At 62.8% G+C, this 12,816-nt stretch carries 11 protein-coding genes; 3 read left to right on the plus strand and 8 right to left on the minus strand.

Annotated elements, in window-relative coordinates; genetic code table 11:
* Positions 1-13: 13 nt before the first annotated feature.
* The 6 genes from P6U23_RS15710 to P6U23_RS15735 form a co-directional block, all read right to left on the minus strand.
* Positions 14-1,258, minus strand: a complete 1,245-nt coding sequence (locus tag P6U23_RS15710; RefSeq protein ID WP_407180620.1) for an ABC transporter substrate-binding protein — start codon at positions 1,256-1,258, stop codon at positions 14-16.
* 39 nt (positions 1,259-1,297) lie between these two features.
* Positions 1,298-2,005: an ABC transporter ATP-binding protein gene (locus P6U23_RS15715; RefSeq protein ID WP_407180621.1), complete on the minus strand. Its 708-nt coding sequence runs from the start codon at positions 2,003-2,005 to the stop codon at positions 1,298-1,300.
* Positions 1,992-3,770 (minus strand): ABC transporter permease subunit, encoded by a 1,779-nt coding sequence (locus tag P6U23_RS15720; protein ID WP_407180622.1) that lies wholly within the window; start codon positions 3,768-3,770, stop codon positions 1,992-1,994. Before P6U23_RS15720 ends, P6U23_RS15715 begins: the two co-directional genes overlap by 14 nt.
* Positions 3,767-4,702, minus strand: a complete 936-nt coding sequence (locus tag P6U23_RS15725) for a branched-chain amino acid ABC transporter permease (protein ID WP_407180623.1) — start codon at positions 4,700-4,702, stop codon at positions 3,767-3,769. The genes P6U23_RS15720 and P6U23_RS15725 overlap by 4 nt, the downstream gene beginning before the upstream one ends.
* A 112-nt stretch (positions 4,703-4,814) precedes the next feature.
* The gene (locus tag P6U23_RS15730; RefSeq protein WP_407180624.1) at positions 4,815-6,209 is read right to left on the minus strand and encodes an MmgE/PrpD family protein; all 1,395 of its coding nucleotides are present in this window, start codon (positions 6,207-6,209) and stop codon (positions 4,815-4,817) included.
* Between the two features lie 32 nt (positions 6,210-6,241).
* A complete protein-coding gene (locus P6U23_RS15735; RefSeq protein WP_407180625.1) occupies positions 6,242-7,135 on the minus strand; it encodes an NAD(P)-dependent oxidoreductase in 894 nt (297 codons plus the stop codon).
* A gap of 225 nt (positions 7,136-7,360) precedes the next feature.
* Between P6U23_RS15735 and P6U23_RS15740 the strand changes: the two genes are divergently transcribed.
* Both P6U23_RS15740 and P6U23_RS15745 read left to right on the plus strand, forming a co-directional pair.
* Positions 7,361-8,770, plus strand: coding sequence for an MmgE/PrpD family protein (locus P6U23_RS15740; protein WP_407180626.1), 1,410 nt, complete (start codon positions 7,361-7,363; stop codon positions 8,768-8,770).
* Positions 8,767-9,150, plus strand: a complete 384-nt coding sequence (locus tag P6U23_RS15745) for a carboxymuconolactone decarboxylase family protein (RefSeq protein ID WP_407180627.1) — start codon at positions 8,767-8,769, stop codon at positions 9,148-9,150. The genes P6U23_RS15740 and P6U23_RS15745 overlap by 4 nt, the downstream gene beginning before the upstream one ends.
* Before the next feature lie 103 nt (positions 9,151-9,253).
* On the opposite strand, the gene P6U23_RS15750 is transcribed toward P6U23_RS15745, so the two are convergent.
* Entirely contained in the window at positions 9,254-9,748 is a 495-nt protein-coding gene (locus P6U23_RS15750) for a MarR family winged helix-turn-helix transcriptional regulator (protein WP_407180628.1), read from the minus strand.
* 112 nt (positions 9,749-9,860) lie between these two features.
* Here P6U23_RS15750 and P6U23_RS15755 point away from each other — a divergent pair, with 112 nt between their 5' ends.
* Positions 9,861-11,786 (plus strand): FAD-binding monooxygenase, encoded by a 1,926-nt coding sequence (locus P6U23_RS15755; RefSeq protein WP_407180629.1) that lies wholly within the window; start codon positions 9,861-9,863, stop codon positions 11,784-11,786.
* Positions 11,787-11,809: 23 nt separating this feature from the next.
* Here P6U23_RS15755 and P6U23_RS15760 read toward each other — a convergent pair whose 3' ends face one another.
* Positions 11,810-12,715, minus strand: coding sequence for a LysR family transcriptional regulator (locus tag P6U23_RS15760; RefSeq protein WP_407180630.1), 906 nt, complete (start codon positions 12,713-12,715; stop codon positions 11,810-11,812).
* Positions 12,716-12,816: the final 101 nt, after the last annotated feature.

Below are 12,816 nucleotides of genomic sequence, written 5' to 3' on the forward strand. Positions count from 1 at the left end.
CGAGGCGTGGTGGTCAGGATTTTTTCGGCCAGAACGGCGTGGCTTGGGCGAGCTCGGGTGGATAGACGGTGACCGGCACACCCGATTGCCACTGCACGATAACGACGCCGGCGCCGACGCGGCGCCCCTTGTCGTCGAATTTGAGCTCGCCGCCCGGATAGTATTTGGAGGGCCCGCCATCCATGGTGCGAAACGCTTCCGCGACAGCGAGCCGGTCCGCCTTGCCGGCCTTTTCGAGCGCGTTCTTCATCAGCCACATGTCGCCATAGGTCGAGATGACGTTCTGCGTCATCCAGGGTTCTTTGTACTTGCTCTTCAACTCGGCGATCAGGTCTTCGTGGCCCTTCGAGCCCCAATTGGCGACGATCGTCATGATGCCCTGCACGACGTCGGGCGTGACGCTCTGGAGCATATCGGGCTCAGCGATGGTGATGCTGAAGGAGACGGTCGGTATCTTGCCCTGGCCGAGCCCGAATTCGCTGATCTTTTCCAGGCCAAGCTTGGCGTCAGAAACGGCGTTGGGCATGAACAGCAACAGGTCGGGCCGCGCCGACCTGACCTTCTGGATCAGCGGGGTGGCGTCAGAGAGCGGCGGCGTCCAAACCTCTTCAACAACGAGCTGCAAGCCCTCCTGCGCGAACAGCTTTTCCTTTAGCGCCTTGGCGGTTGCGACCGACGTCGCCGTGTTGTCCATCAGCATCGCCACGGTCTTGGGGCGCTTGCCGGATGCGGATTCGGCGAGCTTCATGAGCGTCGGCAGCCCCAGTTCGGACTGACGACTTGCGGTGGCGGCGGTCTGGAAAATGAAGTTGAAGCCGCGCTCGGTCAAAAGGTCCGAATAGGACAGGGTCAGCATCGGCAACTGCGCCCGTTCCGTCACTTCGGTGACGGCGAGCGTGAAGGACGAGAGATAAGCGCCGGTTGCGGCGACAAGATCGGTCTCCTGCGCCACCATGCGCTGCGCCGCGTTCTTGGCCTTTTCGGTGGTGTCTCCGCAATCGATCAGCACGAGCTTGAGCTTTGCGCCGCCGAGCGCCTTGATGCCGCCTTGCGCGTTGATGTGCTCGATCCCCATCTCGGCGCCCATCTTCATGACCTGGCCGGGTCGCGTGTAGATACCGGACAGCGGAACGATCAGCCCGACCTTGACCTCCGGTGGCTGCTCTGCGCGCGCCACTCGCGACAGCCCCATCGCAGCCGCACCCGAGAGCACCGTGCGCCGGGTGATGCCCCCTTTGTACGTCCTGTCCTTCTTCATTCTCTTCCTCCCAAGTTCTTGTTTGTTTGATCGCTGTCCTCACATGCCGAGATAGGCCTTGCGCACACGGTCGTCGGCCCGCAGCGTCTCGTTGTTGCCTTCGAGCACGACGCGCCCGGCTTCGAGCACATAGCCGTGGTCGGCGGTCTCGAGAGCCTCCGCGACGCGCTGTTCGACCAGCAGGATCGTCAGTCCCGATTGGCGGCGGATCTGGATCAACTGCTCGAAAATGAAGTCCGCGGTCGAGGGGGCGAGCCCCATCGAGGGTTCATCGAGCATCAAGAGTTTCGGCGAAGAGGCGAGGCCCTGCCCGATCGCCAGCATCTGCTGCTGGCCGCCGGAGAGCGTGCCGGCGAACTGACCGCGCCGCTCCGCAAGCACCGGCAGCCATGCGAAGATGCGTTCGATGTTTTGCTTCCAGTCGCGCTGGCCGGCTTCGGTCATCGCGCCCATTTCGAGATTTTCCATCACCGTGAGCGAGGGGAAGACCTGGCGGCCCTCGGGCACGTGCGCGATGCCGAGATGGGCGCGTCGCGCCGGCGGCACCGCCAACAGATCAATATCGCTGAATGTTATCCCTCCCGCGCTCGGTCGCAGGATTCCGGAGATCGTCTTGAACAGGGTGGTCTTGCCGGCCCCGTTCGGACCTACGATCGCGACGAACTGGCCGGCCTCGACGTTGATCGAGACGCCGTTCAGCACCGGCTTGGACGAATAGCCGGCGCTCAGCCCTTCAATGCGGAGCATGGGCCACCCATTTCTTGCCGAGATAGGCTTCGATCACACGGCTGTCGCGGGTGACGGCTTCCGGCTCGCCTTCGGTGATGACGGCACCATGGTCGAGCACCAGAAAGCTGTCCACGAGGCGAACCATGGCCTGCATCGTGTGCTCGATGATGGCGATGGTCATGCCGTCGCGGGCGAGCTGCTGAATCACGGCGACGACTTCGTCCGCTTCGCCATGACCGAGACCGGCGAGTGCTTCGTCAAGAAGCAGAATGCGCGGCTGCCCCGCCAAGGCGCGGGCAAGCTCCATCAGCCGCAGTTCCTTGGTCGAGAGCTCGCCGGCGAGGCGACCGGCGACTGCGGACAACCCGACGCGAGAGACGGCGTGGGCCGCGAGTTGTCGCGCCTGCGCGTCGCTCTTCGCGGCGACATAAGCGCCGACGACGACGTTATCCAGGATCGACATGCGCGGAAACGGGCGCATGACCTGAAAGGTGCGGCCGATGCCGGCTTCACAAATCGCGTGCGGCTTTTGACCGGACATGTCGCGGCCGTCGATCAGGACCTTGCCCCGATCGGGGCGCAGAAAGCCGTTCAACAGGTTGAACACCGTGGTCTTACCGGCGCCGTTGGGGCCGATGATGCCGAGGATCTCGTTCTTGTGCAGCTTGAAGCTGACATCCTGAACGGCTTTCAACCCGCCGAAGGAGCGTGAGAGGTTCTGCACTTCGAGCACGATATCCTCGGAGGCAGGCCGCTGGCGCGGTTCACGCTGCAAGGTGGTTATGCTCGCAGTTGGCATGGGAGCTCGCTGCGCATCGCCGGCTTTCGGTGCGAACCGCTTGCGGTAGAGATCACGCAGTTTCCAGAAAAGTCCCTCGGGCGCGACCAGAATGACGCAGACGATGGCGAGCCCGAAGATCACGCCCTGTATGCCGGGAAAACGCGAACCGGCTTCGGCGTTCAGCGTCTCGGCCAGCGGGATCAGGATCGCCGATCCGATGACCGGGCCCCAGACCGTTCCGACACCGCCGAACATCGCGACCGTCAGGGCTTGGGCTGATACGAGCATGCCGAAGACAGATTGCGGCGTCACGACCAGCAGCACCACGGCGTAGAACGCGCCGATTGCCCCAGCGATCGCGCCGCTCAGGCTGATGGCCCGCAGCTTCCAGGCCAGCGTGTTGATGCCTGCGGCTTCCGCGGCGGCCTCGTTCTGCTTGATCGCCAACAGCGCCATGCCAAAGCGCGATCGTTCAACGAGCCGCGTCAACAGGATGGTCGCAAGCATCATCGCCAGTGCGAGCAGCGTATAAAGCCGGGGATCGCCGAACTGCATATAGGCGATCGGGTTGTCTCGCTTGATCGGCAGGGTGATTTCCTGAAAGCCAAGCCATTCGAATACGTAGAGGATGGCAAGCGGGTAGGCGAGCATCGCCAGCGCGAAGTAGTGCCCCTGCAGGCGGAAGGTCGGATATCCGATCAACAGGCCGGCGACGCCGCCAAGCAGGGCAGCGATCGGGATCAAGAGCCAGGGCGAGAGATCGAAATAGATCTGGCCGAGCGCGGTCGCATAGGCGCCGATGCCGAAGAACGCCGCATGGCCGAACGAGATCAGCCCGGTGTAACCGCTGAGTAGATTCCAGGACAGGCCGAACACGGCCCAGACCGGGACCAGCGTGAGCACGAGCTGATAATAGGAATTGCTGACATTCAGGGATATCGCCGCGTAGATCGCGGTGAAGACGAGCGCGGGGAGCAACGAGCGCAACGCAGGCATGCTCATGTCCTCTCGACCATGCGCCCGAAAAAGCCCTGCGGACGGAAGAAGATGATCAGGAGAAACACGACGAAGATTGCCGCATTCTGCAACTGGGTCGGCAGCACCAGCGTCGACATCTGCTGGACCAGGCCGATGGTCATGCCACCCCAGAACGCGCCGATAATGCTACCCATGCCCCCGAGCACGACGCCTGCGTACATCACGATCACATATTCGAGACCGACAAAAGGATGAAACGGATAGTTGGTGGCAAGCAGCCCACCCGCGATCGCGGTGATGCCGCTGCCAAGCGCAAAAGCGATCCGGTGTGCGCGATCGACGTCGATGCCCTTGTAAGTCGCCGCCGTCGGATTGTCGGCGGCGGCGCGCAAGGATTTCCCGATCCGCGAGCGCGTCATCAACAGCGTGAGCAGCGCGAGAATGAGCAAGGAGGCGATCGCGTCAATGCCGCGTGCCTTGTTGATGAAGACACTGATGTCGAAGAACGGCCCGAGCTCCCACGCTGAGCTCGAGAGCGGAGTGCGGATCGAAGCCAGCACCGATCCGAAGATGATCAGCCCGCCGTTCTGCAGGATCAAGGCAATGCCGAGCGTGAGAATGAGTTGCGCGTAGTGACCTTCTCCCTCGAGCAAGGCCGTGCGCGTGCCCGAGACGCGTGAAATCAGTGCAAGGTGAACGAGATAGCCGAACAGCGCGAGCAGCGGACCGGCAAGCAGGATCGCGACGAAAGGGCCGACGGCATTGCCGAAGGCCGCCTGGATGCCAAACGTGGTGAAGAGATAGAAGGCGGTGTACATCCCGAGCATCATGAAATCGCCATGGGCGAAGTTGATGACGCGCATGACGCCGAAGATCAGGCCGAGCCCGACACACATCAGCCCGTATACCGCCCCGATCAGCAGGCCCGCGGCGAGCGCTTGCAGAAATCCCTCCATTAGCGACGGCTCCTTGCCGGCTCTGTGTTGCTGGCCCGCAGGTCATATGCTGGTCTCATCGCGAGGCTTGGCTTCAGGTCTGTCATTCTGATCGTCCTCGGGGGTGAGACCGCTATGATGCTGATCGCACAGTTTGCTCGGAGGGCTGTCGGCAGTGTGCGGCGATCACACGGGCATTCGGCAGGGAGTCGCAGGCATCAACGAGATGCTCCAGCCGCTTCGCGCGGTCTTGGCCGATGGAGTGACCCGCTGCATCGCGAAACCGTGCGCGAATTTGCGCAGGGCTCGCGGGAATGACGTCAGCGAGCCGCTGCCGGATCGTCTTGCCTTGACGCAGGCGGACGATGACCTCCGCGCCCTGCTTGGCGGGAAACGCGGCGGTGAAGCCGGGATCGCCCTGCAGGTCGGTCAGCGCGAGCAGCCGCGCAATTTCGGGATCGTCCAACTGGAGATAATTGTCTTCTTCGATCTCGCCCCGTACCAAGGTCGACGCCACGCTGAAGGGAATGCTCATCTTCGCCTGGAGCGCATTCCGATATGGACCCTTCGAATCGCATCCGGGATAACGAACCGCAGCTTGAGGAGCGCGGATCGCGATGGATTCGATCTCGTCGGAGCCGGCGAGCTCGTACGTGATACGCAGCGCCGCCTGCGAGGCCGTTTGCGCGAAATTGCAGGCCGGCGCCGGCTTGTTGTAGACGGCCATGAGTTCGGCCTCGCCGCCAGGGAACAGCTCGATCCGATCGGGCGCGCGCTTGCGGCCATAGGCGGCGAAGAGACCTGCCTCTCCCTCGATAATGGTCTCGGAGGCGATTGCGCCCGCCGCGGCAAGCTGCACGGCCCTGACCGCGTTGGCCGCGGCAAAGCCGGGATGGAAATACATTTCCGAGCCGCCGCTATGCGGCCATTCGTTGAGTCCGCCGGACGTATTGGCGGCAATGGCGATCGCGCTGGTCGCGGCGCCTTCGGACAAGCCAAGCGCGTAGCCGCCCCCAAGCGCAGCGCCAAGCGGCGCCACCAGCCCGGTCGGGCGATGAAGGCGGGCAAGCTCGGGCGTCATAAGCGCGCGGCCGATCCGCGCTCCGGTCTCGTAGCCGATGATCGCGGCAGCGAGCAGGGCGGCGCCCGACAGCGCAGTTTGTTCCGACAGCGCGAGCAGCGTCGGCCAGATCACCACGCCGTGGTGCGAAATGCTCGCCGCATGCATGTCCTCGCGAACCAGGCCATGGCCCATGACCGCATTGGCGAATGCGGCATCACCGGGATTTGCCAGCAGGCCGGGGCCGATGATCGTGGAGCCGTTGTTGGATGCATAAACGGTCGCAATGGCCTGACGGCTCCAGGGATGATCGGAAGCCTCGAATGCACAGGAGAGAAAATCCAGAAGGCAGATCTTTGCCTTCGCGATGACTTCGGCATCGAAATCCGCCAAGCGGAGGGCGAGGGCGGAGCGCGCCATTTGCCGCGCCATGGACGTTTCGCCGGATCCGCTCAGGCCGATGCTCATGAGGATCGCCGCTCCCGCGATTGCTTTCGTCCTTACCCGCGCATCTGCACCCCGGCCCATTCCTCGACGACCTTCGCAATCGAGGTGAAATCGGAAGACGCGCCGTATTTCGCGTTGGTGATGGCCAGCATCTGGCGGACGACCGCGCCGCAGACCATCGGTACGCCCATCGCCTCTGCTTCATCCACGCAGAGCCTTACGTCCTTGTATGAGAGGCCGGTCGCAAAGCCGAAATCGAACGTGCCCGGAAGCACGGAGCGCGGAAATTTGTCTTCGGAAGCGCTGTTGCGGCCGCTGCTGGCATTGATGATGTCAATCAGCACCTTGGCATTCACGCCGCCCTTGACGCCCATGGCCACCGCTTCGGAGGTGATCACCAGAGCCGCGGCCGCCATCAGATTGTTGGCGAGCTTCGCCGTCTGGGCGACGCCCGGCTTGTCGCCGGTGTAGAACAGCTTGCCGAAATTCTTCAGGATGGGCTGAACAGTCTCGTAAGTCGCCTGTGGGCACGACACCATCACGGCAAGCGTGCCGTTGACCGCGCCCTTGATGCCGCCGCTCACCGGCGCATCGACGAGCGTCACGCTGCGGGACTTCAATCCCTCCGCGACTTGCTTGGCCGCGCCCGGGCCCGTCGTCGACAGGTCGATCATGATCCGCGCGCGGTCTCCTCCGACGATTCCATCGGATCCCAACGCGACCGTCTTGACGATGTCCGGCGTAGGCAGGCTGGTCAGGACGATCTCGGCGTGGGACGCCACGTCGGCCGGCGATGCGGCGACCCGCGCGCCGCGCGCTACGAGCGGCCTGGTGGCCTCGCTCTGCGCGTCGTAGACGATGAGGGAATAGCCCGCGTCGAGCAATCGCCCCGCCATGGGGCCGCCCATGCGGCCCGTGCCAATGAAGCCGAGTGTCTCTCCCGCCATGGCTCACTCCCTGCAACGCGCTTTTGAGCTGCGCGCTCTTATGGTTGTCGTTGTTATTGTCTGTCGTTGTTATGCGTTCGTCGTTGTTGACGACGCACCGGCACGTTCGGGGCCGGTGCCTAACTGTTAAGATTGTCAGTCAATCTGTCAAGCCGGAGAATTTGCAGTCGACAGTTGGTCGCAGCTCGGACTAGGATCGCGAAAACAATTCGGGGAAATCGCCCAGTGCAAGGGAACGAGGCTTCCGGCATCAGCAAGACGCTCGGGGATTTCGTCGCCGGCGCGTCATGGACGGAGGTTGCGGCGCAGAGTCATGAAGCGAAACGCTCAATCCTGAACTTCTTCGCCACAAGCCTGGGATCTGCCTTTGATCCGGCGGTCAGCGTCGCGCTTCGCACCTTGGCTCCGTTCAGCGGTGCGGCGACCTCGGCGATCATCGGCCGGACAGAGCGGCTGGATGCGCTTTGCGCGGCGTTCGTCAACGCCATCTCGGCCAATCTGTTGGATTACGACGATACGCATCCCGACACGATCATTCACCCGGCCGCACCGGTCGCGGCTCCGGTGCTGGCGCTTGCGGAAGCACGCAAGCTCCCGGGGCGCGATGTCTTGACCGCCTTTGTGCTCGGGGTGGAAATCGAGTGCCGTATCGGCAACGCTGTTTCGCCCGGCCATTATGCACGCGGTTGGCACATCACCTCCACCTGCGGGATATTTGGAGCGGCTGCCGCTAGCGCCAAGCTGCTCCGGCTGCCGGCCGAGAGGATAGCGAACGCGATCGGGATTGCCGCCAGCCAGTCGTCGGGTGTCGTGGAGAACCTGCCCACCGCCGCGAAGAATGTGAGCGTTGGCAACGCCGCACGGAACGGACTCTTTGCTGCTTTGCTGGCGGCGGAAGGATATGCGGCGGCGCCGCGCGCGATCGAGGGACCGCTGGGCTGGGCGCGTGCCATGGCAGACGAGCCGAACCTGCAACGTCTCACGCGCCGATTGGGCGAAACCTGGGAGGTCGCCAAGAACACCTATAAGCCTTATCCGGCCGGGATTGTGTTTCATGCGGTGATCGACGCCTGCTTCAGGCTGCGATCTCGCCTCGAGGGACGCCTCGATCAGATCGCCTCGGTCACGGTGGCGGGATCGCCGCTGCTGCTTGCGCGCGGTGATCGTGCGGTCGAAAACGAACGAGATGCCAGGGTCAGCATTCATCATTCCGTCGCCTGCGGCTTGTGGATCGGTGCCGCCGGCGTGGAGGAGTTCTCGCCGGCTAGGGTGTTTCGCCCGGAGCTTGTGCGGCTGCGGAGAAAGGTCAAGGCGGAGCTCGACGCGTCGTTGCCGGACGGAGCCGCGCGCGTCACCGTCCTGCTGCTATCGGGCGAGACCTTGAGTGAAACCGTGATGTCGCCGCGTGGCAGTCTCGCGGATCCGCTTTCCGATCGCGATATCGAAGCGAAGCTGCGCGCGAATCTAAGCTTGGGCGGAAGCGATTGGGACGCGGAAAGGCTTATCGATGCCGTGTGGCGCCTCGATACGCTCGACGACATCACGGCGCTGGTGAACCAGTCGGGTAGGGGCGGGCGGATCGCTCAACCATCTACAACCGAACCATTTCCCTCAAACATGGAAGGACGATCATGAGCAACAGCAGTCTGTTCGAGAAGGGTCTAAAGGTCCGCAAGGAAGTTCTCGGGGAAGACTACGTCAACAAGTCGATTGCAGGCGCGGACGAATTCACCCGCACCATGGCGGAATGGTCGACCGAGTTCTGCTGGGGCGCCCTATGGACCCGACCGGGTCTCGACCGCCGCACCCGCAGCATTGTCAATTTGGCGATGCTCGGGGCGTTGAACCGGCCGCACGAACTGAAGCTGCATGTCAAGGGTGCGCTGAAGAACGGACTGACCAAGGATGAGATCAAGGAGATCCTGCTGCAGGTCGCGGTCTATTGCGGTGTGCCTGCGGGCATCGACGCCTTCCGCAATGCGCGTGAGGCGTTCAAGGAGCTGGAGGGGCAGTGACGAGCTCCTCAGTGAGCACCTCGAGCCGATCCTAATCAAAAAGAGCCGACATTCGCGGAGCGGAGACCAATAGGTCGCGTCGGATCGCCGCGCCGTGCGCGCTTCACTTGGCCGGACGGTCGGCGCTTGGCGCGCTTGTCGCTGCACCCCGCAAGGGCGCGCGGCTGAGTTCGTTGCCGGCGGCGATTGCTTTTCGCAGCAGTCGCATCAATTCACCGGCTTCGTTTGCGGTGAGCCCCCGCAACATGGTGCGCTGCGCGGCCTCGACCGCCGGCGTAACCCGGCGCAGCGTCTGCTTGCCCTCATCCGTGATCTGGAGCTGGCGGACGCGCCTGTCGTGACTGCTGGACTGGCGGATCACCAGGCCTTTCTGCACGAGACGATCGACGACGCCCGTGATGGTGGTGCGGTCATAAGCGATCAGGCCCGCAAGGGTCGCTTGATCAATTGCAGGATTTGCCCTGATCGCCAGCAGCGCCGCATATTGCACGGGCGTGAGGTCGTAGCCCGCTTCCTCGACTTCGGTCAGGAACACCGCCACCGCAATCTGCTGGAAACGTCGCGCCAGATGTCCGGGCATGTCGTTGATGTCGCTCACCGAATTCTCCATGAGGTGCCCGCGATTTGACAAGTATACTGATCATCAGCATGCTTATCAATATCGAAACGCCGCGACCTGCCTGAGCGGCTGAAAAGGGAGGACCGGTAGCATGCAATTTCACCTGAACGGATTTGCGCCGGGCAACCCTGAAATTTTTGACCCGGCGGAGCGCATTCTGGCCTCGGGCGCGTCCGGCTCCGTTCCGCAGGAGGTCGACGTCCTGATCATTGGTTGCGGGCCGGCTGGCCTCAATCTGGCGGCCCAGTTGTCTGCTTTTGGTGACATCAAGACCTGCATCGTCGAGCAGAAGTCGGGCCGGCTGCTGCTCGGGCAGGCCGATGGCATCGCCTGCCGTACCATGGAGATGTTCCACGCCTATGAGTTCAGCGAGCGTGTGCTGAAGGAGGCCTGCTGGATCAATGAGACGACGTTCTGGAAGCCGGATGCAAAGACAAGCGACAAGATCGTCCGCAGTGGCCGGGTGCAGGACGTCGAAGACGGGCTGTCGGAGTTTCCGCACGTCGTTTTGAACCAGGCACGGGTGCATGATTTCTTTCTCGACGTCATGGGCAGGTCGGCCGCAAAGCTCGAGCCGTACTACGCGCGACGACTGCTGGATGTTCGCACCGAGCCTGCGGCCGACTTTGCAGATCACGCGGTGACTGTCAGGCTCGAGCGGATAGATCCAAAGCATGAAGGACAGATCGAAAGCGTCAAGGCCCGCTACCTGGTCGGTTGCGACGGCGCACGCAGCACCGTGCGCAAATCGATCGGGCGCGAGCTTCATGGCGATTCCGCCAACCACGCCTGGGGCGTCATGGATGTGCTGGCCGTCACCGACTTCCCGGACATTCGATTCAAGTCGTTGATCCAGTCGGCCTCCGACGGCAGCATGCTCATCATCCCGCGGGAGGGGGGCTATCTTGTTCGGCTCTATGTGGAACTCGCAAAGCTTGAAATCGGCGAGCGGGTCGCAAACCGCAACATCACTCTGGACGACCTGATCGCGAAAGCGCGGCGGATTCTTAAGCCCTACACGCTGGAGGTCAAAGAGGTCCCCTGGTGGTCGGTCTACGAAATCGGTCAACGGCTCTGCGACAAGTTCGACGACGTGCCGGAACGGGAGCTGACGACGCGCCTGCCTCGCGTGTTCATCGCCGGCGATGCCTGCCACACGCACAGCCCGAAAGCGGGGCAGGGCATGAACGTCTCCATGCAGGACACCTTCAATCTCGGATGGAAGCTTGCCTCGGTCCTGCGCAAGCAGTGCGCGCCACGCCTTCTGCACACCTATTCGGCGGAACGTCAGGCCGTCGCGAAGGAGCTGATCGACTTCGATCGCGAATGGGCCGCGATCCTCGCCTCTGCCAATCGGCAAGGTGAGACCGTCGATCCTGCCGAGACGCAGAGCTATTTCGTCAGGCACGGGCGCTATACCGCGGGCACGGCGACGCACTACCGTCCGTCAATCATCACTGCTGACCCGACGTACCAGCATCTCGCCGAAGGATTCGTGATCGGCAAACGCTTTCATTCGGCGCCGGTCATCCGCCTTGCGGATGCGAAGCCTGTCCATCTCGGTCACGTCGTCAAGGCGGACGGGCGCTTTCGGATCTTCGCCTTTGCCGGAGCGAAAGATCCCGCGGCGGGCAACTCCGCCCTCCGCGCGTTGTGCAGCTTTCTTGCCGACAGCGGGGAGTCTCCTGTCAGGAGGTACACCCCAACGGAGGCGGACATCGATTCAGTGATCGACGTCCGGGCCATCTTCCAGCAGGGTCATCGCGAACTTGCCATTGAGACCATGCCGGCGCTTCTTCTCCCGCGAAAGGGTCGCTACGGGCTTTGCGATTACGAAAAAATGTTCTGTCCGGATCTGAAATCCGGTCACGACATCTTTGCGATGCGCGGCGTCAAACGCGAAACCGGGTGCATGGTGGTGGTGCGGCCGGATCAGTACGTTGCGCACGTTCTCCCGCTCGATGGCTATAAGGAACTCGCGGCGTTCTTCGATGGCTTTATGGTGCAGGCGAACTGAACTCAGGGGCGTCTGATCAGCGCCTAATCGTTGGTCTCGGGCGAACTTGCGGCCGGGGTGTCCCCGCCATGCAGCCGCAGGAAGCGGAGTAGCGTTGCAACCCGCGGCAGGTGCAATCTTTCCACCGGCACCATCGCCTTGACCCACAGGTCAGGCACGGCAAACCCGGGAAGCACGCATGTCAGCGCGCCGGTCTTCACATCCTGCGCCGTGACGTAGTCGCTGAGCAGCCCGATCCCCATGCCTTCCTTTGTCGCGTCCACAAGCATCAGCATGTCATTGCTCGACAGCCGGGAAGGAACGGTGACGCTGATCACCCCGGTTTCACCGAGGAACGACCAGCTCGCGCCCGTCGGCTGGTAGACGATGCAATGATGCGCTGCGAGCTGCCGCGGATGCTCAGGTGTACCTTTCGATGCGAGATATTCGGGGCTGGCAACCAAGCTGCGACGAAGCGGCCATAGGAATTCGTCCGCAACCCCGGCGAAGCTTGCCGGAAATGCCGTGATGGCGATGTCGATCCCTTCAGCACTTGGATTGAGGGGCCCGTCCAGAAGAAGCACCTCCACGTCGATCCCGGGATGCTCGTTGACGAACTGGCGGATCAGGCGGTTGAGGCGTACCAGACCAAGCGTGCTCGGCACCTTGATGCGGATCGAACCTTCGAGCTTCTGGGTGCCTTTGCGGATCGCGGAAATGGTTTCGTCGTAAGCGGAAACGGCGGCCGTAATCCGGGCGAGGTGATATTCGCCTTCGGCAGTCAGGCCGACTCGTCTTGTGGTGCGGTGGAGAAGCGCCGTCCCAACCGCGCGCTCGAGCTGCGAAACCCGCTTCGTGAGAACGGAGGTCGCCAGATTGAGCGCTTCCGCTGCCGCCGTGAAGCTGCCGGCTTTCGCGACCGCGACGAAAGCCCGCATGTTTTCAAGCATGTCCATTATTCACGATTCACGAAAAGTGAATGCTTGGCAAGCTGGTTTTTCCGGCCGGGCGGGCGTGGTTACGGTCCCGGCAAATCAACAAGCGGAGCTGA

It is taken from the genome of Bradyrhizobium sp. STM 3562 (assembly GCF_045571435.1).
Lineage (GTDB): Bacteria > Pseudomonadota > Alphaproteobacteria > Rhizobiales > Xanthobacteraceae > Bradyrhizobium.